The organism is Parasphingorhabdus litoris DSM 22379 (genome assembly GCF_020906275.1).
Classification (GTDB): Bacteria; Pseudomonadota; Alphaproteobacteria; order Sphingomonadales; family Sphingomonadaceae; genus Parasphingorhabdus; species Parasphingorhabdus litoris.
In genome coordinates, this window is sequence record NZ_CP086727.1 from 255,684 (window position 1) to 280,714 (window position 25,031).

Sequence of the window (25,031 nt, forward strand, 5' to 3'; positions counted from 1 at the left end):
GCAAAGGGGATCGCATGTTAGCCAATTTACCGACAACCAGCGGCGTACAGATCATTGTCTGTGTCGCCATCACCGCGCTTATTGGTTTTGCGACCTGGGCAAAAGTCCGGCAGGCGAAAACCCACGATGGGTCGAGCAAGGACGTGTTTCTGGCGGGTGGCGGTCTGACATGGCTGTTTGTCGCAGGCTCGATCACGCTCACCAACCTGTCGACCGATCAGCTGGTCGGGATGAACGGCAATCAGATGCTATTGCTGGCCTGGTGGGAGATTTGCGGCTTTGCGGGCTTGCTGATCCTCGCCTTCGTCTTTGTACCGATCTACTATAAGAATAATTGCACGACGGTGACGGAGCTGCTCGAAAAACGCTACAAGGGCAAAAGCATCCGGACGTTGATTTCCGGACTATTCCTGTTCGGCAATATCCTGATCTATCTGCCCGCCGCGCTTTATTCCGGGGCCCTGTTCATGCAATCGCTGTTTGGCAGCAACATACCGCTGATCTACTTTGCCGGAATATTGGCTGTTATCTCAGCGGCCTACACGATTTTCGGCGGGCTGCGTGCGGTGGCGGTGATGGACACCTATTCCGGCGTTGGCATATTGGGACTGGCCATGGCGATCGTCATATTGGCGCTGGCAGCAGTGGACTATGATCTTGTCACCGACGTCCCCATGGAGCGGCTGTCGATGATTGGCGGACCGGATTCACCCATCCCGTTTCACACGCTGTTTACCGGCATGATCTTCATTCAGATATTCTACTGGTCGACCAACCAGAATATCACCCAGCGGGCGATGGCGGCGCCCACCGTCAAGGAAGCGCAAAAAGGCGTGATGGCTGCGGCGATCATCCGCATATTGATCGTGCCGCCGATCGTCGTGATTCCGGGCGTCGTGGCTTATAAGCTGTTTGGTGACATCGGCGATGCCGCCTATGGCCGGTTGGTGGCCGAAGTGCTGCCAGGATGGTTGTCGGGCGCGTTTGCCGCGATGGTCGCGGCCGCTGTGATCACCACCTTTAGTGCGGTACTTAACAGTTCCGTCGCGCTCTACTCGGTTGATTTTCACGAGCAATTTATTGGCGAAGTCAAGGATCACTGGAAACTGGCGGCAGCGGTTTCGGTCCTCTTGACGATTGTCGCGATCATGTTGGTGCCGCTCTATCAAAATGCGGAAAGTATCATCAACCTGCTGCAGCAATTAAACGGCCTCTTATCGATGCCGATATTGTCGGCCTTTATCGCTGGCTTGTTGTTTCGCGGTGTCTGCGCGCCCGCTGCGGTTGGCGGCGTGATCTGGGGCGTGCTGCTTTACGGAGCCTATACGTTCCGGCTGGAACCGGCTGGTATCATCACCATGCATTATATCGACTTCATGGTGGTGACATTGGTGACTTCGGTTATCGCGGCGTTGCTGACCAATCTTGCTATGGGTAACAAGGCGCGGTTTGCCGGATTTAAAGGAGCGCTGACCTAGGGCCATGTTTGACACGCCGCATCGCCGTTACAATCCGTTGAAAGACGAGTGGATATTGGTGTCACCACAGCGGCTGTCGCGTCCGTGGCAGGGCGACGAGGGGGAAACGGAAGAACAGCCACCGTCCTATGATCCCGAATGCTATCTGTGTCCGGGCAATGGGCGGATTACCGGCGAGCATAATCCCGATTATGACGGTGTGTTTGTGTTCAAGAATGACTTTGCCGCCTTGATGGAAGATGTGCCGGTGGAGCAATCCGATGATCCACTGTTCCGCGCCGAGACCACGTCTGGCGAATGTCATGTCATCTGTTTCTCGCCTGATCACGGCAAGTCCATGCCGCAACTGTCCCGGGAACAGATCAGGGCAGTTGTGGACACATGGTGTGAGCTTTCGGAAAGGCTGGGGCAAACTTACGCATCGGTTCAGATTTTCGAGAATAAGGGCGCAATGATGGGCTGTTCCAACCCCCATCCCCACGGGCAAGTGTGGGCCGCGAGCCACGTGCCCGACGAACTGCGCCGCGAAAATGACAGCATGCGCGGCCATTTCGTGAACTTCGGAACACCCATGCTGCTCGACCTGGCAAAGCGCGAAGCAGAACTTGGCGAGCGAGTGGTGGTGCAAACCGATCACTGGCTGGCGATCGTACCCTATTGGGCGGAATGGCCGTTTGAGACGCTGCTGCTTCCCCGCTTTCCCGTACAGCGCATGCCGGACCTGAACGCGGAACAGCGGGACGATCTGGCCGTGGCCTTGCGAGCGCTCACCGCACGTTATGACAATCTCTTCCAGTGCAGCTTTCCTTATTCCATGGGCTGGCACGGCGCGCCCTTTGGTGAGGATGACGCGGCGCATTGGCAGCTCCACGCGCATTTCTACCCGCCGCTTCTGCGCTCTGCCACCATCCGCAAGTTCATGGTCGGCTATGAAATGCTAGCCGAAGCTCAGCGCGACCTCACCCCCGAAAAAGCGGCAGACATGCTGCGATCCATGAGTGATACCCGTTTCAGCGAGCAGAACCGATGATCGCGGAACGCCGTGCGCTTTTGCAGGAACGGGTGACGCAGGCCTTTATCGACGACTACGGCACAGAACCGGCATTGCTAGTGGCGGCACCAGGCCGCGTGAACCTGATCGGCGAACATACCGACTATAATGACGGTTTCGTTTTGCCTTGTGCAATCGACTATGAAACGATGGTCGCGATAGGACCAGGCAGCGGAAGTCAGGTCGATGTGATCGCCTGCGACTTTGACAGCGATCGTGACAGCTTTGATCTGCATGCAGTTTTTGCAAAACAGGCAGAAGAATGGAAAAACCACGTCCGCGGTATTGCCGCTAGCCTGACCGACAAAGGAGTAACGCTCAATGGCGCAAATATCGCCGTTGCCGGCAATGTACCTCAGGGCGCAGGTCTTTCTTCCTCCGCTTCGCTTGGTGTCGCTTTGGCTAAAGCATTCACTGAACTGAACCAGGTGGGCGCGCTGAATGAGACGGAACTGGCACTGACTGCTCAACATAGCGAGAATCACTATGTCGGCTGTGCTTGCGGAATCATGGATCAGCTGGTGTCTGCGCGCGCGGAAAGAGGGGCAGCGTTGCAGATTGATTGCCGATCCCTGACCACAAAGGCAGTTCCGATCGCCGAGGATCTGGCCATAATGGTCATTCATTCGGGCGTTCAGCGGGGATTGGTTGATAGCGCCTATAATGAAAGGCGAGTGCAATGCGAAGCCGCTGCCGCGCATTATGGTGTTGCTGCGCTACGCGATGTAACCATCGCGCAACTCGAAGTCGAAAAATCGGGACTGGATGACCTCAGCTATCGCCGGGCACGCCATGTCGTCACAGAAAATACGCGCACATTAGCGGCGGCAGAAGCCCTGAAAGCCGGCGATCTGGCAATGCTCGCCAAACTTATGACGGAGTCGCACGCTTCTATGCGCGACGATTTCGAGATTACCGTGCCATCCATCGATCGTCTGGTCGAAATAGGCGCAGAACTATTGGGTGAGACTGGCGGTATTCGGATGACGGGCGGCGGTTTTGGCGGTTGTGTCGTTGCGATAGCGCCGAAATCTCAAGTGGCAGCATTGGAAGTCTGGGTAAACGAACACTATCAAACACCTGATGGTGGTCAGGCGCGGTTTATCTTGTGCGCGCCATCAAGTGGTGTTTCGGTCCTATCCGACGGTGCAGCTCACTAAGCCGCATTTTCGTCGCGAAAGCGACGGCCGCTAAAATGTTACTGACCCGGTATGCCGGGTGGTGGACCGCCAGGAATGCCGCCTTGTTGCTGCATCTGTTGTTGCAGTGCCTGCATTTGTTCTGCCGAGATAAAGTCGAGCAATGTGACGTCGAAGATCAAAATCGAATTGGCTGGCAATTCAGGGCCCGGTGACTGCTCGCCATAGCCAAGCTCAGAAGGGATCCAGATCCGGTATTCACCGCCGCGTTGCATTAATTGCAGGGCTTCTGAAAATCCAGGTACGACGCCGCCTACCGGCATTGGCGTCTGCTCGTTCTCATCAAATACATTGCCGTCGCGGGTGGTGCCCCGATATTTCACCAGAGCCGTATCGGTTGCTGTAGGTGAAGGGCCTTCACCGGGCTTCAATATTTTATATTGCAGGCCCGAATCTGTGGTTACGACGCCATCTTCGTCGCCATTATTTGCAAGAAACTGTTCATTGGTAGCGCCGGTTTCCACCGCGTCTTGTGTGCCAGCATAAGCCAGAGCAGCAGCGATAATCAAAACCAGTGCCAGTCCGATCCACATTTTTGGCAGCGAACCTTTTTTGATCGGCCGGATGGGTACAGTGGTTACGGACATATCGGACTACCTGTTATGTGAAAGTCAAGAGCGTTGCGCGGCTCTTAGATGGTGCCGTCGCGTTCCATCCGCTTGCGCTCCATTTTGCGCGCACGACGTACAGCAGCAGCTTTTTCGCGTGCACGCTTTTCGGAAGGCTTCTCATAATGGCGGCGCAGTTTCATTTCGCGATAGACGCCTTCACGCTGCAATTTCTTTTTGAGCGCCCGAAGGGCCTGATCAACATTATTGTCGCGAACCATGATTTGCATAAGACTGAGTAACTCCGTTCAATATCGTATCTGGACCGGGTCAATTCATCGCCGGCCGAAAATTATTTAAGCCATAAAAAAGGGTTTGCAGATGATTCGTTCAGCTGCAGTTGGAGCGCGCCTAACAGGCTAATCTCCCGATTTCAAGCATTTCCGACTCTATAATGTGGCATTTTTGCCCCAGTTGCACTTCATTTGTACGCCGGATTTCCGCCATGAAAGCGTTTTGATTATACTCCCGGCCTGTGTCATGCTGACCCGAAAGTGCAGTACAAGCGAATCAGGAGACGGAAAATGGCAACCGCAATCAATGTTCAGTCCAGTTGTAGCGAAGACGAATGGCAAGCGCGACAGCGGCTGGCGGCCTGCTATCGAATATTTGCTTATCTCGGTTGGGATGAATTGATTTTCAATCACGTCACCCTGAAAGTTCCCGACGAGGGCGCTGATGATAATGGGGCATTTCTAATCAATCCCTATGGGTTGCATTTCAGCGAAGTTTCGGCTTCGACGCTGGTCAAAATCGATATAGACGGTAATACGCTCGATGGATCGACTTTCCCGGTCAACAAAGCGGGATTCACCCAGCATAGCTTGTTCCACCGCGAACTGCCGGATGTGCATGCGATCATCCATACCCATACCACCGCAACCATGGCTGTCGCATCTTTGGAAGGTGGTTTGCAGCCGCTGAATTTCTATGCCGCCGCCATTGTTCCGCGCCTAGCTTATCATAAATTTGAGGGTGTGACTGTACATGAGGATGAAGGCCCACGCTTTCTTGCTAGTCTTGGTAAGAAGCGCATGATGCTTCTCGAAAACCATGGCCCGGTCGTAATGGGCAAAACGTTGGAAGAGGCGTTTTTAAACCACTGGGTCCTGCAACGTGCTTGTGAAATCCAGATGCAGACATTGTCCATGGGCAAGCCGGTGGTGATTGGCGAAGAAGTGATCAAGAAACATTTGGCCAATCTGTCACAGGCATCGATTGATCCCGCCATTCAAGGTGTACCAGAATTTGACGCGATGGTGCGGCTGATTGACCGGGAAGATAAAAGTTGGCGGGAATAGTGAACGAGCAGCCAGATTTATTCTGGTTAAAAATCCGTCTGTTGGTCTATTTTATGGGGGCATGGGTGATCGTGTTCACGTCTCTGCGCGGCAATATTGGTCTCTTGCCACTGTTTGCTGTGTTCGGGTTGGGTATCGCTGTTTATCTTGAAAAATGTCCAGTTTGCGGTGAACAGGTTTTTCGGTTCCCAAAAGGGGGTGGTTACTTTAACCTCGGTGACATCCAGTTTTTTAGAGTCATCCGGATGCTTCTAAAGCAAAATAGACTTCCATGCTTCGACAACTGTGATCATGGACCGCGGGAAAAATTTCGCTATGAATGACGGTATATGACCAAATTCACCGTCAATGACCGGCCCGTCGAATATCGGATGGACGCCAATACGCCGTTGCTTTGGGCGCTGCGAGATGCGTCCAATCTCACGGGTACGAAATATGGTTGCGGTACGGGTGATTGCGGGGCCTGTATGGTGGAAGTCGATGGCGAGGCAATACGCAGTTGTCTGGTTACAATTGGCGAACTTGAAGGCCGGTTCATCACCACGATCGAAGCACTGTCACGTGATCGCAGCCATCCGGTACAACAGGGATGGGCAGCGGAAAACGTGCCGCAATGTGGTTTCTGTCAGTCTGGCATGATCATGGCCGCTTCAGTATTGCTGAAGAAAAATGTCAATCCTTCGGATGACGAGATTGACGAAGCGATAACCAATATCTGCCGTTGTGGCACCTATCCGCGCATTCGTGAGGCCATCCAGCGGGCTGCGCGGGTAGCACGCGGCGAGGATGTGCTCAGCAGTGCGCCACCGCCTGGTATTGATCCTGCGGACGCAGCAAAAGCAGTGCCAGCGCTAACACCAAAAGAATAGCGGTCTAATGGGGAGCAGGCGCAGCTGCATTCGATGCGCCAGGGCCTGCTTCTGGTCCCAAATTTAAATTAGTACACGCTGAGCCTATCGATGGGGTTTGGGGTGGGGTAATCGACAGACCCAGCATGCTTCAAGGTTCGTAGTCAATCACGAACGATTAGTAAATTCAGCAATTCGAAAAGTAAGTGCGCGAGCGCTGAATGTTGTAATTAGACGACCGGATAGAGGCTTGTCTGTGTTTGGTTTCGGATGGGAGTTCCGACTGCACATCGAGCCCCCATCCAAAATACCGTCAGATCAGAAACGTCCGGTGATCGAGAAACGCGCGTTCAATGGCGCACCTACCGTTGCCTGATGGGTACTGTGGGAGTTTGGGAAATAGACAGTATCCGTCAGATTCTCGATATTAACTTGCAGGCGCAAATTATCTGTGACGTCGAAATGCGCTGCCGCATCAATACGAGTGTAAGCTGGCAGAACAGCGGTGTTCCCGTTGTTGATAAAGCTCTCATCCTGATGCGTCAGCCCAAGCCCGAAGCCTATGCGATCCGATATCTGGATGGAGTTCCAGATAGAGAACATGTTTTCCGGAAGTTCACGCAGACGCAAGCCGGTTGGCCCATTGCGATCAACCTGTTCGCCGTCAAGATAACTGTAGCCAGCGGAAACGAACCAGTTATCGGTGACCTGCCCTCGAAGTTGCAGTTCAAAACCGCGAATTTTCGAGTCGATAATATCCAACGTTGATGGGTCATTATCATTCGGTTGCGGCGAGCTTTGCTCAATCTCGAAGACGGCAGCGGTGAAGCTCAGGCCCTGTTCAAAGTCCCATTTGAGCCCTGCTTCCAGGTTCTTGAAGGTGTTGGGATCAAGAGCATTATTGTCACCGTTGATATTAGCAAATTGTTCGCCGCTGCGTGGTAGAAAGCTCTCGCTGTAACTGGCGTAGAAAGAGACGTTCTCCCTTGGCTTGATGATCAGGCCTGCACGGGGCGAAAATTCCTCGTCCTTGCGGGTTCGGATATTGGCTCCAGGGACGTTGTTTACGGTGATATCGAAGCTGTCAAAACGGCCGCCGAGCACAACATTCAGCCAGTCGGTCACCTTGATTTCGTCCTGAATATAAAGCGAAAAGACATCAATATCCACGCGTGTGTCATCATTGAGGATATTTGGGCTTGCGATACCGGCATTGGCTACGGTGAAATCACCGAAGCTATTGACGTTTGGCGTGCCATCAGCACGGACACCCACGCCGCCACGCAGATTGAGCGGGCGAGCAATCAGGAAATCTGTTTGGTCGGTGCGTGTCTGTGCAGCGGCCTCCGCCTCTTCGGGTGTCAGTCCGGTGTCGATAAGTGCTTGAATTTCAGCAGCCCGGTCAGCGGCCTGGGCCGACCAGAATGAATTGAAGCGATTCTGATTGGATGACGTATTGATATACTCGCCACCAAAGATCAACGTGTGGCTGAGGCTGCCTGTTTCAAACTCTCCGACCAGATTGCCCGATAAGATCAGGTTTTCGCGCTCTGTGGTATCAACATAGCCATCAAGGGTCACAACGTTAGGCGAGTTCGCCTGATCATAGCCCGAAGCGTAGAAGTTCGAGTAAACTTTATCATAGTCGCCATAAAAGGCACTGAAATTAGCTTTGAAATTGTCTGAAAATGCATGCTGCAGATTGGCGCGGAGCAGATGCGCTTCCAGCTCGGTAAAGTTCAGCTCGGGATCACCGAAAACGACGTTTCGAAGGGCTGAAACCGGTCGACCGTCCGTGCCGGTTGGAATGCCCCGGTCAATGAACCGCTCATGGTCGGCATATTCATACGACAGGTCCAGCGTCGTGTCCGGGCTGATCTGTAACCGCACGGTTGGATTGAAGCCGATGCGATCACCATCATAAAAATCGCGGTGATTGTTCAGGCTCTCATACATCGCATTAATACGAACCCCCACATTGTCACCGGCAGCAACGTTGATGTCACCCTGGATGCTGAATTCGCCAAAAGTGTCGATCGCAACTTGACCGCCACCAAAGGTCTCGCCGATCGTACCTTTCTTGGTCACGCGATTCAAAATGCCGCCAGTGCCGCCACGACCAAATAGAAGTGCGTTCGGACCGCGCAGGATTTCAACCTGCTCGAGGTTGTAGAGGCTGCGATAATATTGAACATCGTCACGGATACCATCGATATAGAAATCTGCCGTTGACCGGACACCGCGAAAGACAACAGCGTCACGATGGCCCTCGCCCTGCGTATTGTTCACGCCAGGTGTATAGTCGATTATCTGGCCAATGCTGGTAAAGCCGCGCTGTTTTATCTCGTCAGCGGTCACAATCGACAGGCTTTGGGGAACGTCAATAATGGGTGTTGGTGTTTTAACAGCATTTATCTGGTTCGAATAAAGGACATCACCCAAGACAATAATGTCATCACCGCTACCTCCTGATTCCACATCTTCTGCTTGGGCAACAGCCGGTACCATCATGGTTGTGGCCAAAAAGGTTGAAATCATTGTGTTCTTCAACATTCAAAACTTTCCCTGGATAATGATTCTTGAGATTCATTCTCAATATCGTTGAGCGTCGTAGTGATAATGATTCTCACAAGCAATGATAAATTTGGTTTTTTGAGATTTTCCTTGCAGTTGGAAATTGGTGGTGTTTTCTGGCAACAGTGATTTTTATGGAGAAAGAAATGAAAGCGACAATCTGGCACAATCCCAAATGCGGTACCTCTCGCAAGACTCTGGCTCTGCTCGAAGAAGCGTCGAACGTTGAAGTTACTGTTGTCGAATATCTTAAAAATCCGCCCAGCCGTGCCAAGCTGGAACAGCTCTATCGTGATGCTGGTATCAGCCCACGGGAAGGCTTAAGAACGCGCGGTTCGCCCGCTGAAGAGATGGGATTAACAGATGATAGTGCCACGGCTGACCAGATTTTGGATGCCATGGCGAGTGAGCCGATCCTGATCGAGCGTCCGCTGGTAGAGACTGACAAAGGCGTCCGCCTATGTCGGCCGCAAGAACGGGTACAGGAGATTATCTGACGATTCTAGGATTTGGCGATTAAGCTCGTTCACTTTCCGGATCACAGATATGGCCACAATCGCAATTTACAGTATGAAGGGCGGCGTTGGTAAAAGCTGTACCGCGGTTAGCCTTGCTTGGAATAGCGCCATCCAATCATCGCGGCGGACCCTCGTCTGGGATCTCGATCCCCAGGGTGCTGCGTCTTTCATTTTAAATGGCGACAGACACAAGAAAGACCGCGCACGTGCGATGATTGCAGGTGATATCAAGCCAGCCAAGCTCATCAAGCCGACCACAATTGAGAATGTTGATCTTCTGGCAGCAGATGTGTCTTTGCGCGGGCTGGATCGGTTCTTTTTCGATCTGAACAAGAAAAAATATATGGGCAAAATCTTGCGAGAGCTCAAAAAAGACTATGATCGGATCATTCTCGATTGTCCGCCAGGATTGACGGAGACCAGCGAACAGATTTTACGCAATGCCGATTTGGTGATTGTACCAGTCATTCCGTCGCCATTGTCAGAACGAGCGTTAACCGATGTACAGACTTTCCTCGATTCCCGGCGGCGCAAACATGCGCCGTTGTTGCCGGTTTATACGATGGTCGATCGCCGCCGGACGATTCACAAGGAAACGCTCGCCAAAAAACCGAAATGGCCAACCATTCCCATGTCTAGCGATGTTGAACGCATGACTCGGTTGAAGAAACCACTGAGCGAGCTAGCCCCACGCAGTCCCGCCGCTGTGGCTTATGCAAAAATTTGGCGGGGCATCGAGAAGAAGCTTTCGAAACGCTAGATAGCATTGCTTTACCTAGGCAGCGCGATCGCCTAGCTGAGCTGCATCCGGATTAAAGTCCTTGAACAGATCCATCGCATCATGAGGGGCCATGGGACGACCAAAATAATAGCCCTGGATTTTGCTGCAGCCGAGCTTCTGGATCATTTTGACTTCTTCTTCAGTCTCTGCGCCTTCGGCTGTTGTGTTCATGCCCAAGCTATCTGCCATAGCGACAACAGCGCGAATAATTGCCAGGCTTTCTGGCACGTTCTTGGCTGCACCCTGCACAAAGCTGCGATCAACCTTGATCGTTGAAAAGCGCGTTTTGCGCAGATAGCCGAGAGAGCTGTACCCTGTACCAAAATCGTCAAGAGAAAGGTTGATACCCAGCGCAATAATCTGATCAAGCACCTGGGTCGCGCCGGTTCCTTCACGCATGAAGATGCTTTCTGTTACCTCTATCTCCAAGCGCTGGGCCGGTAGTCCGCTGTCCTGAAGCGCGGACACAACCATATCCAGGAAATTGGGATCGGTAAGCTGATCGGCTGAAACATTGACGGCAATTTTGATTGTTGCTGGCCATTTCATGGCTTCTTTACAGGCCGTCCTCATGACCCATTCGCCAATTGGTACAATAAGCCTCGCATCTTCAGCCAAAGGTACGAATTTCGCTGGTGATACAATTCCAAATTCTGGGTTCGTCCAGCGCAGCAGAGCTTCAAAACCCATCACGCCGCCGGTATCCGCGCTCACAACTGGTTGATAGTTGAGTGAGAATTCATCATTGTCGAGTGCCTTGCGAAGGGCAATTTCCATCACACGGCGTTCTTCCGCATGAACGTGCAGCTTGGGCTCATATTGATTATGGGCGCCACCGCCTTGATCCTTCGACCGATAAAGTGCGAGATCAGCGCTGCGCATTAGCATCTCTACCGTCCTACCGTCGCGCGGACCAATGGCGGTGCCGACACTGGCTCCGATATAAAGCGTATGCTGGTCAACTTCATAGGGGCGCGATAGCGTATCAATAATCTTCTTGCCCAACATATCCATATATTGAGAATCGCTGGCATCCTTGATGACGATGGCGAACTCATCACCTCCAAGACGACCGCAAAGCTCGTTATCCGTCATAATCGAGCGCAGTCGTTCAGATACACGGGCCAGCAAACGGTCACCAACAGGATGCCCCAGCGTATCATTAACGGCTTTGAAACGGTCGAGGTCAATCATCATGAAACCGCAGCGGCCATTCCATTTGTCGGAATCCTGCTGTGCTTTGCCAAGTGCTTCGGTCAACTGAAGTCGGTTGGGAAGACCCGTAAGCGTATCGAAGCGCGCCATATGGGAAATTTTGTCAGCTGACTCACGTTGTTCGGTTACGTCCGAACCGACGCCGCGAAACCCGTGAAAAACTCCATTTTCATCGAGCTTTGGCGACGCAGAAATCTCCCACCAGCGCGTCACGTCATTGATCATGACAGGAACCAGCATGTTGCTAAAGCTGTCGCGCCTTTTCAGCTTTTCTGCCAGCTCGTGAAGAGCGGGAGGAAATTTGCCAGAATCCCAAGCTTGACCGGCAACCAATTGCAGGAAGGGACGGCCTTCGATGTCTTCTGCGGTTCGGCCCACGGCATGGGCAAAGCGCGGAGAAACATGGGTTAACCGACGTGATGTGTCTGTTTGCCACAGCCAATCGGCTCCGGTATCTTCAAATTCCCGCAACAAGAGGCTAACGACCTCTTTCTTCTCGTTGAGATTGGCTTCAGCGATTTTCCGATTTACGAAAGACCGTCCGTTCATAAGGCAGGATGCGATTAGCAACATCGCAATGGCCGCCGATGCCATCGCCATCTGATATCCATTGATCAAATACCAGCCAATAGCTGAGGACATACCGCACATACCGATGAAGACGATGCTCGCAAGAGGAACGGCGGACATTAGCATTGCCGACCCAACCATCAGGCATAATACCAGGGCCCATATCCCAACCATTGTGCTCAAATCGCCGGTCGGCCCAAACAAAATCATGGCTGTTGACCATAGAAATCCGCCGGCTGAGGACGTCAGAATGACATTGATATTCTCGCGGCGAGAAATACTCTTGCGCTCCCAAACCGCATCTTTGCGCGCTTTGACATAACTGTAAACATACAGGCCAAACAAAGCGATGGTCCATGCGCCGAGCAGCAACCAGTTTACCTGGCCGATACAAAATTGAATGGCCAATAGACCGCAAGTAATCGACCCTATCATTTTGATAAAGCCGTTTTGATGCATACCTTCAAATTGGAGCACGCGGATACGCCCCCAATCGATGCCTTCAGGATCTGAGATCCCAAGCAATACGCTTAGAGGTATTTCTTGCGGTAAACCCGAAGATGATGACAGTTTTTCTTCCACGCCCGTCCCATACGCGGAAATTCTTATCGAAAAGTAAGCGCGCGGCTATTTTTTCGAAAAATAGTTAATCGATATTAACGCTTTTAGTTCCTGATTTTACGCCGCTACATCATAAGGCTGAATGTCTCCAGAGAGATAGAGGTTGCGCGCCTTGGCTCTGCTTAGTTTGCCTGAGCTTGTGCGTGGCAATGTGCGAGGCGGCACCAATTCGATTACGCAGTTCATGCCCGTAATTGCGCGAACCTTTTCGCGAATTTCGTCACGCAAGCGCAACCTTTCAACTTCATCTGACGTTCGGCATTGAACCAATACGGCAGGTGTTTCATCGCCGCCTGGTGTGGTGATTGCAAAAGCCGCAATATCGCCGGCTTTGAAGCCGGGTAGCTGCTCCACGGCCCATTCAATATCTTGGGGCCAGTGGTTTTTGCCATTGATGATGATCATGTCTTTCGCACGGCCGACAATATATAAATAGCCATCGGACAAATAGCCCATGTCACCGGTATCAAGCCAGCCATCGACCAGGCAGGCATCGGTGGCTTCCTGATCCCGATAATAGCACTCCATAACAGAGGGGCTTTGCATCCAAACTTTGCCAACGGCCTTTTCAGGCAGGATGCTGCCATTCTCTTCGCGAATTTCCAATAATGTATCACGTACGGGTTTTCCGCAATTGACAATGGCTCGGTATCGTTTGGGCCTGCTACCATCGGCCTGCTTTTCACCAGCGAGTTCGGTTTCTTCGACCAACTCGACTTCCATGCCTTCACCCGGCGGCATAATGGTTACTGCCAATGTGGCCTCGGCGAGACCATAGCTCGGCAGAAAAGCCTTTGCATCAAACTTGGCCGGCGCAAAGGCATCCGTGAAGCGTTGCATTACATCTGGTCGGATCATATCCGCACCATTGCCAGCGAGACGCCAGCGTGACAGGTCGAAACGTTCCGCAACATTAGACTGGCTGCCGATCCGGCGCGCGCAAATCTCGTAACCAAATGTTGGTGAGAAGCTGCATGAGGTGCCTGGATTGCGGGAAATAAGATCGAGCCATGATAAAGGGCGGCGCGCAAAATCAGCTGTTTTCAGATAATCTGTCGATACCTGATTGCAGACCATTGAGATGAAGCAACCAACCAAGCCCATATCATGATAAAAAGGTAGCCAAGACACACAGCGATCATCTTCGCCGACATTCATGCCATAAGAGTGCGATCCGACATTGTGGAGCAATGCCTTGTGCGAGACAGCCACGCCATGTGGAAAACGGGTGGATCCGCTCGAATATTGCAAATAAGCAATATCGCTGCTTTTCGCTTTCGGTAGCTCGCAATCTGGCACTTCATTCTCAGCAAATTTGTCCCAGCCGGAAACTGGAATGTCGCGCGACTGCCCCGCTGCAGCGGCCAGCTCCTCAATCTCATCGGGGTAAAGCAAGATTGCTGGATCACAGCTGTCGAGCTGGACACCGATTTGATCAATATAGCTGTCTTTCCCACCAAAAGAGGTTGGAAGCGGGAGCGGCACGGGCCACGCGCCAGCGTAAATTGCGCCAAAAAACAATGCGCAAAATTGCGGTTCCGTATCAGCTATCAGTGCAATGCGGTCACCAGGCTTTACGCCAAAGCCAATTAGACGGCGTGCTGCGTCCATTGCATCAGCCTGTAATTCCTTGAAAGGATATACGCGCACCAGTGAGGCACGCGCGTCATGAAAATTAAATCCCCGCTGTCCCTTTGCCGCATAATCCAGCGCCTCACCGACTGTTTCAAAATCGGCGAAACGGCGTGGGAGATTGTCGGCAGTTGGAGTTGGTGTCAGCTCAGTCATACAAAATCCATTTTCCAGAAGGTCCAGCCTTCTTACAAATCGTCATTTTTCCCAGATATTCAGCCGAATTTTGAGATTGATCCGACTGTTTTAACCCTAAACAAGCCCTAATGATTGCAACTGGCGTTTAAATTTCGGCTCTACTGTGGCACAAAAAGGGCAGTGGTTTTGAATGAGAGATGAAGCGTTGAAAAATAGCGGTAAGCCGTTGAACCAAAATAGCTTGCAAGAACTGGCCTTGCGTTATGTTGGTCGTTACGCGACAACCCGTCACAAATTAAAATCCTATCTTTTCCGTAAATTACGTGAGCGGGGGTGGTCTGAAGAGGATCAGCCTGTGGATGTTGAAGCCATGGTCGATCGCTTTGCAGAGCTTGGCTATGTTGACGATGCGCTGTTCGCCAAAAACCGGGCGGCAGCTTTGATCAACCGGGGATATGGAAAAAGGCGCGTATCTCAAGCTCTTTATCAGGCTGGGATCGCAGAAGGCGATGACAGGCAGGCTATGGAATTAAGTGATACCAAGAAATGGGAAGCGGCACGTACCTACGCCCGCAAGAAATCCATAGGTCCTTTTGCGCAGCAGCCATGTGATCAGGATAAATGTCGCAAACAGTTACAAGCATTTTTAAGGGCCGGACATGACTTTGACATTGCCTCTCGTTTTGTTTTTGCCAAGCCCGGAGAAGAGATTGAAATAGAGATTTAGAACAGCAGTCTTTCCAGTTAAAATATTCTGATCACAACAAGAATCGCAAGTTTACATTTATTATGCTATATGAAAATTCCCCGATTCTTTTTGGTTGTAGGACCCTTGATTCGGATAAAGTGTTCGGAGATGCATTGTGGCAAGTTTATATGCAGAGCCCGCCAGGACGGATGATGGTCCTGCCAGTGACGTAGTGGAAGTTGAAGACAGAAAGACTCAACCGGTATTACAGACCACCGGCCATGTGAAATGGTTCGATTCTCATCGAGGGTTCGGTTTTATCGTTCCTGACCTTGAACAGCATCCGAGTGGCGACCTTGACCATGGCCAGGATATATTGGTGCACTGGACTGTATTGGAACCACTGGGTCGTCGGGATTTACCGGAAATGGCGGTTGTGCGCTGTGAATATGTTGACGCTGCGAAAGGCCTTCAAGCGACAAAGATACTGGATATCGATGAAACCAATTGCGAGCAATTGATCCGCGAGCCTGCTCCGGAAGCAAGGCGTAAAACATTTCATGCCGTTGAGGATATGGATGCTTTTGTCCAAGCTGAGGTCAAATGGTTTAATCGGGCAAAAGGTTATGGCTTTTTGGTGGCTGACAGTATGGACGGAGATATTTTCATACATATGGAAACGCTGCGTAACGCCGGAATAGCTGAGATCATGCCGGGGCAACAGGTTATGGCACGCATCGATAAAGGTGATCGCGGCCATATGGCGGTTCAGATAAGCACCGCGATCGCATCCAAATAGAGCAGATATCAAAACCATGAAGAGCAGGCGTCTGTGACCAGATTTTTTCATCGTGCCTTATCGCCTGTCGCGCTCTTATCCTGTTTGATGTTGATCGCTTGCCATGCGCAGGCGGGAAGCGGCGATGGCAAGACGCCTCAAAGCCAAACCGGTGAAAACAAGCTATCAGAAGCTGGCCTCAAGGAAATATCGCTAACCGTAAGATCTGGCAGTACAGCGCATATATTTACGGTCGAACTGGCCAAAACACCGCAAGAGCAGGCCCGCGGGTTGATGTTCCGCACCGACCTGAAACCCGATCGCGGTATGATATTTCCTTTTGACCGAGAGCGCATGGCCAGCTTTTGGATGAAAAATACAGTTATTCCGCTCGATATCATCTTCATTCGTAGCGATGGTACCATCGAATCAATTGCCGCAAATACGACGCCTTATTCCCTTGAACCGGTACAATCCGGTGAACCAGTCACTGCTGTTCTAGAAATTGCTGGTGGGCGCGCCGACGAGCTGGGGATTTCGGCTGGCGACAAAGTAGATTGGCAGCAATAGAGCCGCACCATTAGCTGTGCCGATTTTTCTGAGCATTTTTTAATTGCGGACCACCCGCCGGTGGGGCTAAGCGGACTGCATGGGAATATTAGGCAAAATTTTCACGTGGTGGGACGGTGCAACCATCGGCACCCTATGGTTTAGCGCGCGTAAAGGAAAGTCCGTTGGCCAGGATGTTTTTGGCAATGTCTATTACCAGACCAAAAATATCGGTAAGGAGGGCGACAAGCGTTGGGTTATCTATTCCGGTTCCAATGACGCTAGCCGTGTACCACCGGAATGGCATGGTTGGTTGCACAAAAGCTATGATGAAGTTCCAGAAAGCCATTTGCCCCAGCCTCGCATCTGGGAAAAGGAGCCTACAGGCAATTTGACCGGTACGGCTGAGGCTTATCGTCCTGCCGGCGCACTCGAAGCGGGTGGCAGACGGGCCAGCGCAACCGGTGACTATGAACCGTGGAACCCAGCCGAAGCCGAATGATGGCGATGCAGCATTTTCCTGAAATAAGCCAAAATCGGTTGTTTCCAATATTGGCGAGCGCGCTGTTACTGTCCGGCTGCGGACTATTTGGCAGCGACGATTTGGATCAGGATAATAGCGGCCAGCCAGCAGAAAAGGCTGAGGTCACGGCCACCGACGATGATGAGCTGGTGCAACCATTGACCGAGCAAATTGGCACACCAATGGCTGAGCGCGTGGCAACTTTGGGTTTTCTAAATAAGCGCAATGGCCTGACGCGAGACTTGGAGCTGAAGCCCGGTCAGTCAATCCGTGTCGGCCGCGCCGTCGTCCGTCTGCGTGCTTGTGAACGGACTGCGCCTTGGGAATTGACCCCTGAGCAAGGTGCATTTGTTCAACTGCTGGTCAATGATCGTCCGGCCACGCGCCAGGGTGAGGATCAGTGGAAGACCGTTTTTTCCGGCTGGCTATTTCGCGAATCGCCATCGCTGAACGTGGTTGAGCATCCGATTTATGATGTCTGGGTCAAGAGCTGCGCAATGAGCTTTGCAGGTGAAGAGGCACCGCCGTCAGATAGTTCAAATCCGACAGCGCCCCGTTCTTCGCCCTCTTCAAACGTCGCCAGCAGCACGTCCAGCGCTTCAAATGATGGGGCAGTTACACGCGCGGATGAACCCGCAGTAGAGCCTGTACCGGAATCAGCCCCGGCGGCGGTCCCTCCCGTACCGGCAGCTCCGGCTGAGGAGCCTGCTGATCTTATCGGTGAATTAATCGCCGAGAATGCGGAAGAGTGAAAATCCTGAGCTGCGCGGAGCCGTTCCAGATATTCTTCCTGACTGATTTCTATGGCACCAAGCGAGGCCAAGTGATCTGTCATAAACTGACAATCAAGCAATGTGAAACGTCCTACTATCAGCCTTGCTACAAGCCAGGCTAAGGCGACCTTTGACGCATCGCGGGCACGGGAAAACATGCTCTCGCCGCAAAAGGCGCCACCGATGACAAGACCATAAAGCCCGCCAACAAGCTGTCGCTCTCCGCTTTCGTTGACCGACCAGCATTCCACGCTATGGGCGTGACCAAGCCGATGGAGTTGGCAGAAAGCCTGCTCGATATCGGCATTTATCCATGTCTCGCGCCGATCGCTCGCGGACTCGGCGCAGATCGCTATCACATCTGCAAAGGCGGCGTCTGCTGTGACTTCGAAACGACCAGATCGGATTGTCTTGCGCAGCGATCGCGACATGCGGAAGCCATCCAGTGGCAAAATCGCTCTGGTTTTCGGTTCCACCCAAAATGTCTCGGGATCGTCCCTTGCATCGGCCATCGGGAAGATACCGGATGCATAAGCCTTTAGCAGCAGTTCGATTTCGATCGCCATTAATGCTCCGGATGAATTGGAGTGCTCAGCAATATTTTCGCCTCATTGGCTATCTTCTCTGCAACTGCCATATATTCATCAGCAAAACCCGCACCGCTGCGCCAAGCGATCCCGATGCTGCGGGAGGCCGCCCAGTCATCAATCTGAAGCTGGGCTACGTCACCGCCATGGGCCAGTTCCGAGCGTACATATAGCGCCGGCAAAATAGCCAGGCCTAAGCCAGAAGCAACCATCTGCCGCACACTATCAAGACTGGTTCCTTCATAATCCTGCAACAGGTGCATGCCATGCTTACGGCATTGTTCAACTACATCCCTGTGCAAGTGATGGCGGCGATCAAGACTTAGAACCGGTGCATTGTAGAGATCAGCCTTGGAGACTTTTTTCTGGGTAGCCAAGGGATGATCGGGAGGGGCCACCAGAATCAATGGTTCGCGAAACAGAGGTTCTATCGCAAGATTTTCTCCTTCTATGGGTAGCGGGCCGAGCAACATGTCAATCGCGCCCTTTACCAGTTCCATTGCCTGCAAATCCGGAATGCCCTCTCGCATGTAGAAACGAAGATCGGGTTGGGCGCGGTGCAGCGCGGCAATGACTGGCGGCATAAGATAAGGCCCAAGCGTTGGGGAAACACCGAAACGTAAAGTGCCTGCGAGGCTTTCGCTCGCGCGCTCGGCCAGATCGCGAATATCTTTCACCTGGACCAGCACGCGACGGGCCCGCTCGGCAATCTCACGGCCGATTGGCGACAATTCTGCACCATGAGTCCGTCGTTCAACCAGCGTTACCCCCAGCCGGGATTCTAGCGCGCGCAGCTGGTGACTCAATGTGGGTTGGGAGGCGCCAGCGGCTTGCGCCGCTCGCCCAAAATGGCGGTGATCTGCGACCGCAACAAGATACTGAAATTGGCGTAAAGTCGGCATAGGGGATACCTTTTCTAGTTATAGACAATATCTATTGATTATTCAATTTTCATTCGATTGGAAGTATCATCAACTTTCTGCAATATCAAGATCAACAGAACGAAAGACGAAAGAAACAGAGATGAGGCCGCTACATTTGAATTACAGAATAAAATTCCCTGAGTTCGGTTAACTCCCGAACATCGAATGACCTAGACGATAATCCCTTACCCCCGACCTGGGGTGGCAGCTTTCCCTCTTTCCGCTGCTGCCCCATTTTTTTGTCACCGGGTTTTCATTTTTCATGATTAGACCAGTCCTCTCCCCCCTTATGATTTCCCTTCAGAAAGCTTAGATATGGCCGGAAAAATGCGCACGGCGCTAATGGAATTTGTGGCTCGCGAAACCAGTGCTGGCATCGTATTGTTTGTCGCTGCTTTGCTCGCGATGATTGCGGTCAACAGCGCCTTCAGTCCCTATTATCTGGCCTTTTTAAATATTCCTGTGGTGGCGCAATTTGGCGCGTTGGAAATTGCCAAACCCTTGTCGCTTTGGATCAATGATGGCCTTATGGCGATTTTCTTCTTTCTGGTTGGTCTTGAGGTCAAAAGAGAGATTTTGGAAGGTGAGTTGTCGAGCCTGAATAAAGCCGCCTTGCCAGCCATTGCCGCAGTTGGTGGGATGGCTGTTCCGGCAGCCGTATTCTTATATTTCAACTGGAACATTGCGTCCAATATCAGCGGCTGGGCAATCCCAGCTGCAACCGATATCGCTTTTGCTCTGGGCGTGTTGGCCCTACTCGGCAAACATGCGCCATTGTCGCTCAAAGTGCTTCTGCTTGCTATCGCGATTATTGACGACATTGGCGCCATCATCATCATAGCGTTATTCTATACCGCTGAGGTCTCAAGCTTTTCACTAATGCTATCTGCAGTAGGAATCGTGATATTGATACTGATGAACCGCCTCGGGGTTGTGCGGGTAGCGCCATATATTCTCGTCGGCACATTCTTATGGATATGTGTTTTGAAATCGGGGGTTCATGCTACCTTGGCCGGGGTGATTGCAGCGCTTTCTATTCCGCTCAATAGCAAAGACGGCACTTCCCCGCTCAAGCACCTGGAACACATATTACATCCTTGGACTGCGTTCATGGTGTTACCCATTTTCGCTTTTGCCAATGCTGGTGTTTCGCTGGCGGGATTGCAAATTAGTGACCTGTTTGCTCCCCTTGCGCTGGGTATTGCTGCTGGTCTGGTCATTGGAAAGCAGGTTGGCGTTTTCGGCTTCATGTTTGTTGCTGCCAAAATTGGCATGATAAAACGTCCCATGGGTGTTTCCTGGTTACAGCTTTACGGGCTGGCCTGTCTCACCGGCATAGGTTTTACGATGAGCCTGTTTATCGGTAATCTGGCTTTTGTAGATCCCGCGCAGATTGAGACAGTGAAACTTGGTGTGATCAGCGGGTCGCTAATCTCTGGCCTGCTCGGATATATGATATTGCGCTTTGCTCGGCCTGCACAATAAAAGTATTGTAGGCATAAGCTAAATTAGATTGCCCGACGGCAATACATTTATGATACCGCTTTGTTCATGACACGGCACCTTTATCTCGCAGCGGGCTTCACCGCATTGGCGCTGGGCAGCATAGGTGTCATTCTGCCTCTTTTGCCGACGGTGCCGTTTGTCATTCTCGCAGCCTTTTGTTTTGCGCGCAGCAGTCCGCGATTGGAGGCATGGTTGCTCGATCATCACGTATTTGGTGACCATATTCGCAACTGGCGCGATCGCCGTGCGATTACCAAGCGTGGAAAGCGGGCTGCGATTCTGGCTTTTGCAGTAAGCATTGTCATCGCGCTTATATTCTTGAAATTACCGTGGAATCTTATTCCCATTGCAGCGGCGGTGATTTGCGGCACCTGGATATGGACCCGCAACGAACCTGATCCTGTCCCTGAAATCGTGACCGAACAGTCAGTGGAAGAGGGGCCTCAGCATAAAGAATAGTTTTGCCGTCGCTGGATAATGATAAAAGATCAGCGAATAGGCGATGGCCCTCGCACGCGATGCGGATCGTCAGGAGGAGAGCAACATGTCACGGCAAAAACTAATCGAAATGACCCGGTCGCTGGTCAAACATGGCGAAGCGGATACGATGGAGTTGGTCGACGATGTCATGGCCGTGCCTGCTTCGGATTATACGGATGAAGATCGGTTTGAGCAGGAAAAAGAGCGTATTTTTAAACGCCTGCCTTTAATGGTCGCGCCTTCCTGTGAGTTGGCGGAACCCGGGTCATATAAGGCCATGGAAATTGCTGGCATTCCGGTTCTCGTAACCCGCCAAAAAGACGGCACAGCACAAGCATTTTTGAATAGCTGCACACATCGCGGCAATCCGGTGGCGCAAGGCAGTGGCAAGGCCTCTCGTTTCACCTGCGGCTATCATGGCTGGACGTTTAAAAATAACGGAGACCTGCTGGCCGTCGCCTCGCCAAAGGATTTTGGTGCGGTCGACAAGGCGGCTTTTTGTCTGAAAAAATTCCCGACGCTGGAGCGCGCCGGTTTGATCTGGGCAACACTTGATCCGGAAAGCACGCTTGATATCGCGTCTTACCTATGCGGCTATGATGAACTGCTCGAGCATTTCGGGTTCAAGACTTGGCATCTGTTTGAGCAGCGTACAATTCCAGGCCCCAACTGGAAAACCGCTTATGACGGTTATCTGGATTTTTATCATTTGCCGGTGCTGCACAAAGATACTTTTGGTGCCGATTTCTTTAATCGGGCCAATTATTTCGCCTGGGGTCCACATCAGCGCCTCTCTTCGCCATCGAAATTCGTCCAAAAAACAGGCAGCGATGAACAGGTCGACCTTACGCAGATGGATGAAAAAGACTGGCCGATTGACGCGTTGCTACAGGGTGTATGGACAATCTTCCCGCATATCTCGATTGCCAGCTTTTACGGCGGTGGCGGTCGCGGGGCGATGATATCGCAGCTCTTCCCGGGCAGGAATGTCGGTGAAAGCTTTACCACGCAATTTTACGTCATGGAGCATGAGCCAACAGACGATGAAGTGCGGCAGGGCGCCCATGATCAATTTGCGTTTTTGGAAACTGTCGTGGCTGAAGAAGATTACAAGACCGGAAAGCGCCAACATGAAGCCTTGCAATCCGGGATGCTCGACAAGGTCTGGTTTGGCCGCAATGAAGGCGGTGGGCAAGCCTTTCACCAGTGGGTCGACAAGCTGATCAAGGCTGATGATGCGCAGCTGGACGCGATATTTACGCCCCAGCTCGAGGCGGCTGAATAGTTAAGCGTTGCGAAAATCCCTGCTTGGCGGCAGGGCTTCTTGCCACTTTGGTCTCTCATTGCGCAGCTTCTCCAGCATTTTTTCCCAATAAGCCTCGGTTTGACCCTTGAACTGGATGTTGAATTCCTCTGCCGTTCTGAATTCTAGGATCTCGACTCCTTTTTCACCTATCGTGTATGTATAAGGCGTCTCTGCTGGCAGGAAGAACCCATCGCCTGGGCCCATTTCTTCGGTTCCCATCCGAATGTCACCGGCAATAACATAATAGAGGCAGTCGCTATCATGGCTATGAAGCGGCAGCGGATAGCCGGGCTTGAACCAGAAATGATGAAGGGAGAAGCCAAAGCCGCTGAACAGGCAGGTGCCTTTATAACCATCGGCTACCCCCGCTTCGCCCATCTTGGTTAGACCATCGAGAATGACCGGAGCATCATCAACATAAGACATATGCCCGGCATCGCCAAAGTCCTGCGCCTCTTCTTTGCGGAAGATGCGCAGGACTTTCAGCGGCTCGGGTTTTACGCCTGTTTTAATGCCTGTTTTCGTGGGGGAGGCATCTGCCATATCTCTCTCCGGACCATTTTAGAGACAGAATATAGCATTACAGGCGTGCCGTGGGAACGGTTTAGACCGGAATCGTGGCGCGAGGTGGGTAGCTGGCAATGAAACGATCCAGAACAGCAGGATTGAGCATGTCTTTGAGTGCACAGCCAAGCCCGATATTATTGCGATGAATCACTTCCGCTTCCAACGGTGCCAGACCAGGCAAGGTTAACCAGCATCTCGTCCCGGGATGGGCTTGCAGCAAGGCATCGCAAGCAAAGCCTGCCAAAGAAATATTGCTGACCTCTGTCGCAAAGCTGCTTGACCCGGAAAAGCGCATTTTCGCGGGAATGGCGACCTTGTGCCGTGGCGCACAACGATCTTCTTCCGCCGCAAAAGCATAGGAGGCTAAGTCGGGCGAAACTTCCGAATTTTGAGTTTGTATATCTGTCATAGGAGACTCCTTCACTGCCGATGCTTGGGTATGCACCGACAGGCTGCTTTTCTCATAGCCAAGTAAACCACCTCTTTTTTCGCTAGGTAAACAGGGATTCGGTCAAAATTAACTATGTTTCCGATTTCGGTGAACCGGAACAGCTTGTTTGTGAAGGTGTAGAATGGCGCTTGCTCTTGGCCGCACATAACGCTAATGCGCGGCCATCGGTTGATTCAGACTGGATCAATCAGCCTGCGTAGGGGTGTAGCTCAGATGGTAGAGCGTCGGTCTCCAAAACCGAAGGCCCACGGTTCGATCCCGTGCGCCCCTGCCACTTTTTCTCCAAAATATGGCAGTCAGAGCATATGACGCAGTTTATTTCCGCTATCTCGTTGATTGTGCCGGATTATGATCAGGCCATTGCCTTTTATGTCGGTCTGTTGGGCTTCGATCTCATTGAAGATACACAGCTTTCCGAAGACAAGCGCTGGGTCTTGGTGGCGCCTCCCGGCAGCACGGAAACACGGCTGTTATTGGCCAAGGCGAGCAATGAAGCGCAAGAAGAAGTTATTGGTGAGCAAGCTGGTGGCCGGGTATTTCTTTTCCTCGAAACTTACGATTTCGATACGGATTTCGCGCTGATGGAACGGGCCGGTATTGATATTCTCGAAGAGCCTCGAGTCGAAAGCTATGGCAAAGTGGTCGTCTTTCGCGATCCATTCGGCAACAAATGGGACCTGATTGAGCGTCACTAAAGGTTAACGCTCAATATCCAGAGCACCCGCAATCATACCCCAAATCTGATGCGTTAATATGGCTGGATCGGGCCGGGGTTTCATCCCCATGGCATGCATGATGCCGCCGCGCATGGCACCCGTGATGGCCGCGCCCGCAATAGCCGGATCGATATGCTGGCCGATATCGCCGCGCTTGACACCGGAACCGATATTCCGCGTTGCCATTTCGATCATTTCCTCATGGCGTGTGGATTCGACAGCTGCGACCTGGTTGGTATGCGCCATCTTGCCAAGGATGATTGGGGCCATGGGGTCGTTGTAGAGAAATTCTACTGCTGCCATCAGCCGGGCTTTTTCCCGCACGCCCCAATTTATATCGGGATCGATATACTGGTTCACAACGGCATTATAACGATCATAGAAAGCATCGATAATCGCCCCGAGCATGCCTGATTTTGAACCGAAATAATGATAGGCAAGGCCGACGGAAACATCGGCCTTTTCCGCCACCTGACTCATTTCCAGATCACCTTCGCCTTCGCGCAAAATGGCTTCGGCAGCCGCCAATATCTTGGCGGCGCGCATCACCTTGTGATCCGGTTTTTCAATGGTTTTTGCCTGGTCTGACATGTGCTCGCGATCCTTCATCGATCTAATCGTCCAACAATTACAATTTGATCTATGTCGTT

Annotated in this window: 25 protein-coding genes, 1 tRNA gene and 2 pseudogenes; 18 read left to right on the top strand and 10 right to left on the bottom strand. The window is 52.0% G+C overall.

Annotated features, from left to right (window positions below; genetic code table 11):
* Nucleotides 1-14: 14 nt before the first annotated feature.
* Genes BS29_RS01300 through galK form a run of 3 tightly spaced genes read left to right on the top strand, consistent with a single transcriptional unit; the run spans nucleotide 15 to nucleotide 3,689 of the window.
* A complete protein-coding gene (locus tag BS29_RS01300; protein ID WP_229955261.1) occupies nucleotides 15-1,478 on the top strand; it encodes a sodium:solute symporter family transporter in 1,464 nt (487 codons plus the stop codon).
* A gap of 4 nt (nucleotides 1,479-1,482) precedes the next feature.
* Complete coding sequence (locus BS29_RS01305; protein ID WP_229955262.1) at nucleotides 1,483-2,508, top strand: UDP-glucose--hexose-1-phosphate uridylyltransferase; 1,026 nt, start codon at nucleotides 1,483-1,485, stop codon at nucleotides 2,506-2,508.
* Nucleotides 2,505-3,689, top strand: a complete 1,185-nt coding sequence (gene galK, locus BS29_RS01310) for a galactokinase (protein WP_229955265.1) — start codon at nucleotides 2,505-2,507, stop codon at nucleotides 3,687-3,689. The genes BS29_RS01305 and galK overlap by 4 nt, the downstream gene beginning before the upstream one ends.
* Nucleotides 3,690-3,727: 38 nt before the next feature.
* On the opposite strand, the gene BS29_RS01315 is transcribed toward galK, so the two are convergent.
* Together BS29_RS01315 and rpsU are read right to left on the bottom strand one after the other, a co-directional pair.
* Complete coding sequence (locus BS29_RS01315) at nucleotides 3,728-4,315, bottom strand: FKBP-type peptidyl-prolyl cis-trans isomerase (RefSeq protein WP_229955267.1); 588 nt, start codon at nucleotides 4,313-4,315, stop codon at nucleotides 3,728-3,730.
* A gap of 44 nt (nucleotides 4,316-4,359) precedes the next feature.
* Nucleotides 4,360-4,566 (bottom strand): 30S ribosomal protein S21, encoded by a 207-nt coding sequence (rpsU, locus tag BS29_RS01320; protein ID WP_074204042.1) that lies wholly within the window; start codon nucleotides 4,564-4,566, stop codon nucleotides 4,360-4,362.
* 294 nt (nucleotides 4,567-4,860) lie between these two features.
* On the opposite strand from rpsU, the gene BS29_RS01325 reads away from it, so the two are divergent.
* From BS29_RS01325 to BS29_RS01335, 3 genes are read left to right on the top strand one after another with little or no spacing between them, the layout of a single operon-like run.
* Nucleotides 4,861-5,637 carry a class II aldolase/adducin family protein gene (locus tag BS29_RS01325; RefSeq protein WP_229955269.1) on the top strand — a complete coding sequence of 259 codons (777 nt, stop codon included), beginning with the start codon at nucleotides 4,861-4,863 and terminating at the stop codon, nucleotides 5,635-5,637.
* Nucleotides 5,637-5,960: a hypothetical protein gene (locus BS29_RS01330; protein ID WP_229955272.1), complete on the top strand. Its 324-nt coding sequence runs from the start codon at nucleotides 5,637-5,639 to the stop codon at nucleotides 5,958-5,960. The genes BS29_RS01325 and BS29_RS01330 overlap by 1 nt, the downstream gene beginning before the upstream one ends.
* Before the next feature lie 6 nt (nucleotides 5,961-5,966).
* Entirely contained in the window at nucleotides 5,967-6,506 is a 540-nt protein-coding gene (locus BS29_RS01335) for a (2Fe-2S)-binding protein (protein ID WP_229955274.1), read from the top strand.
* A gap of 297 nt (nucleotides 6,507-6,803) precedes the next feature.
* Here the strand turns inward: BS29_RS01335 and BS29_RS01340 are convergent, their stop codons facing one another.
* Complete coding sequence (locus tag BS29_RS01340) at nucleotides 6,804-9,038, bottom strand: TonB-dependent receptor (RefSeq protein ID WP_229955277.1); 2,235 nt, start codon at nucleotides 9,036-9,038, stop codon at nucleotides 6,804-6,806.
* A 167-nt stretch (nucleotides 9,039-9,205) separates the two neighbouring features.
* On the opposite strand from BS29_RS01340, the gene arsC reads away from it, so the two are divergent.
* Both arsC and BS29_RS01350 read left to right on the top strand, forming a co-directional pair.
* Entirely contained in the window at nucleotides 9,206-9,556 is a 351-nt protein-coding gene (gene arsC / locus BS29_RS01345; RefSeq protein WP_229956912.1) for an arsenate reductase (glutaredoxin), read from the top strand.
* A gap of 49 nt (nucleotides 9,557-9,605) precedes the next feature.
* Complete coding sequence (locus tag BS29_RS01350) at nucleotides 9,606-10,337, top strand: ParA family protein (RefSeq protein ID WP_229955279.1); 732 nt, start codon at nucleotides 9,606-9,608, stop codon at nucleotides 10,335-10,337.
* Between the two features lie 15 nt (nucleotides 10,338-10,352).
* Here BS29_RS01350 and BS29_RS01355 read toward each other — a convergent pair whose 3' ends face one another.
* Both BS29_RS01355 and BS29_RS01360 read right to left on the bottom strand, forming a co-directional pair.
* Nucleotides 10,353-12,725: a putative bifunctional diguanylate cyclase/phosphodiesterase gene (locus tag BS29_RS01355; protein ID WP_229955281.1), complete on the bottom strand. Its 2,373-nt coding sequence runs from the start codon at nucleotides 12,723-12,725 to the stop codon at nucleotides 10,353-10,355.
* A gap of 96 nt (nucleotides 12,726-12,821) precedes the next feature.
* On the bottom strand, nucleotides 12,822-14,552 hold the full coding sequence (locus tag BS29_RS01360; protein ID WP_229955283.1) for a fatty acyl-AMP ligase: 1,731 nt from the start codon (nucleotides 14,550-14,552) through the stop codon (nucleotides 12,822-12,824).
* 172 nt (nucleotides 14,553-14,724) lie between these two features.
* On the opposite strand from BS29_RS01360, the gene BS29_RS01365 reads away from it, so the two are divergent.
* The 5 genes and pseudogenes from BS29_RS01365 to BS29_RS01385 all read left to right on the top strand — a co-directional run.
* Nucleotides 14,725-15,261, top strand: coding sequence for a regulatory protein RecX (locus BS29_RS01365; protein ID WP_229955285.1), 537 nt, complete (start codon nucleotides 14,725-14,727; stop codon nucleotides 15,259-15,261).
* Between the two features lie 136 nt (nucleotides 15,262-15,397).
* On the top strand, nucleotides 15,398-16,021 hold the full coding sequence (locus BS29_RS01370; protein WP_229955287.1) for a cold shock domain-containing protein: 624 nt from the start codon (nucleotides 15,398-15,400) through the stop codon (nucleotides 16,019-16,021).
* A gap of 33 nt (nucleotides 16,022-16,054) precedes the next feature.
* On the top strand, nucleotides 16,055-16,570 hold the full coding sequence (locus tag BS29_RS01375) for a DUF192 domain-containing protein (protein ID WP_229955289.1): 516 nt from the start codon (nucleotides 16,055-16,057) through the stop codon (nucleotides 16,568-16,570).
* Nucleotides 16,571-16,649: 79 nt separating this feature from the next.
* Complete coding sequence (locus BS29_RS01380; RefSeq protein ID WP_229955291.1) at nucleotides 16,650-17,051, top strand: NADH:ubiquinone oxidoreductase subunit NDUFA12; 402 nt, start codon at nucleotides 16,650-16,652, stop codon at nucleotides 17,049-17,051.
* 203 nt (nucleotides 17,052-17,254) lie between these two features.
* Nucleotides 17,255-17,506 (top strand): annotated as a pseudogene (locus BS29_RS01385) (DUF2155 domain-containing protein); the annotation flags it as partial.
* 35 nt (nucleotides 17,507-17,541) lie between these two features.
* Here the strand turns inward: BS29_RS01385 and aat are convergent.
* Together aat and BS29_RS01395 are read right to left on the bottom strand one after the other, a co-directional pair.
* Nucleotides 17,542-18,411: a leucyl/phenylalanyl-tRNA--protein transferase gene (gene aat, locus BS29_RS01390; protein WP_229955293.1), complete on the bottom strand. Its 870-nt coding sequence runs from the start codon at nucleotides 18,409-18,411 to the stop codon at nucleotides 17,542-17,544.
* Nucleotides 18,411-19,334: a hydrogen peroxide-inducible genes activator gene (locus BS29_RS01395; protein WP_229955295.1), complete on the bottom strand. Its 924-nt coding sequence runs from the start codon at nucleotides 19,332-19,334 to the stop codon at nucleotides 18,411-18,413. Before BS29_RS01395 ends, aat begins: the two co-directional genes overlap by 1 nt.
* Nucleotides 19,335-19,670: 336 nt before the next feature.
* Here BS29_RS01395 and nhaA point away from each other — a divergent pair, with 336 nt between their 5' ends.
* From nhaA to BS29_RS01410, 3 genes and pseudogenes are all read left to right on the top strand, one after another.
* Complete coding sequence (nhaA, locus tag BS29_RS01400; RefSeq protein ID WP_229955297.1) at nucleotides 19,671-20,840, top strand: Na+/H+ antiporter NhaA; 1,170 nt, start codon at nucleotides 19,671-19,673, stop codon at nucleotides 20,838-20,840.
* 66 nt (nucleotides 20,841-20,906) lie between these two features.
* Nucleotides 20,907-21,254: pseudogene (locus tag BS29_RS01405) on the top strand (YbaN family protein); the annotation flags it as partial.
* Between the two features lie 109 nt (nucleotides 21,255-21,363).
* Complete coding sequence (locus tag BS29_RS01410; protein ID WP_229955299.1) at nucleotides 21,364-22,626, top strand: aromatic ring-hydroxylating oxygenase subunit alpha; 1,263 nt, start codon at nucleotides 21,364-21,366, stop codon at nucleotides 22,624-22,626.
* Here BS29_RS01410 and BS29_RS01415 read toward each other — a convergent pair whose 3' ends face one another.
* Nucleotides 22,627-23,190, bottom strand: coding sequence for a cupin domain-containing protein (locus BS29_RS01415; protein WP_229955301.1), 564 nt, complete (start codon nucleotides 23,188-23,190; stop codon nucleotides 22,627-22,629).
* A gap of 61 nt (nucleotides 23,191-23,251) precedes the next feature.
* Nucleotides 23,252-23,623: a PilZ domain-containing protein gene (locus tag BS29_RS01420; RefSeq protein ID WP_229955303.1), complete on the bottom strand. Its 372-nt coding sequence runs from the start codon at nucleotides 23,621-23,623 to the stop codon at nucleotides 23,252-23,254.
* Nucleotides 23,624-23,863: 240 nt separating this feature from the next.
* Here BS29_RS01420 and BS29_RS01425 point away from each other — a divergent pair.
* Nucleotides 23,864-23,939: transfer RNA gene (locus tag BS29_RS01425), tRNA-Trp, on the top strand.
* Nucleotides 23,940-23,970: 31 nt separating this feature from the next.
* A complete protein-coding gene (locus BS29_RS01430) occupies nucleotides 23,971-24,360 on the top strand; it encodes a VOC family protein (protein ID WP_229955305.1) in 390 nt (129 codons plus the stop codon).
* 3 nt (nucleotides 24,361-24,363) lie between these two features.
* Here the strand turns inward: BS29_RS01430 and BS29_RS01435 are convergent, their stop codons facing one another.
* Nucleotides 24,364-24,972 (bottom strand): TetR/AcrR family transcriptional regulator, encoded by a 609-nt coding sequence (locus BS29_RS01435; RefSeq protein WP_229955307.1) that lies wholly within the window; start codon nucleotides 24,970-24,972, stop codon nucleotides 24,364-24,366.
* Nucleotides 24,973-25,031: the final 59 nt, after the last annotated feature.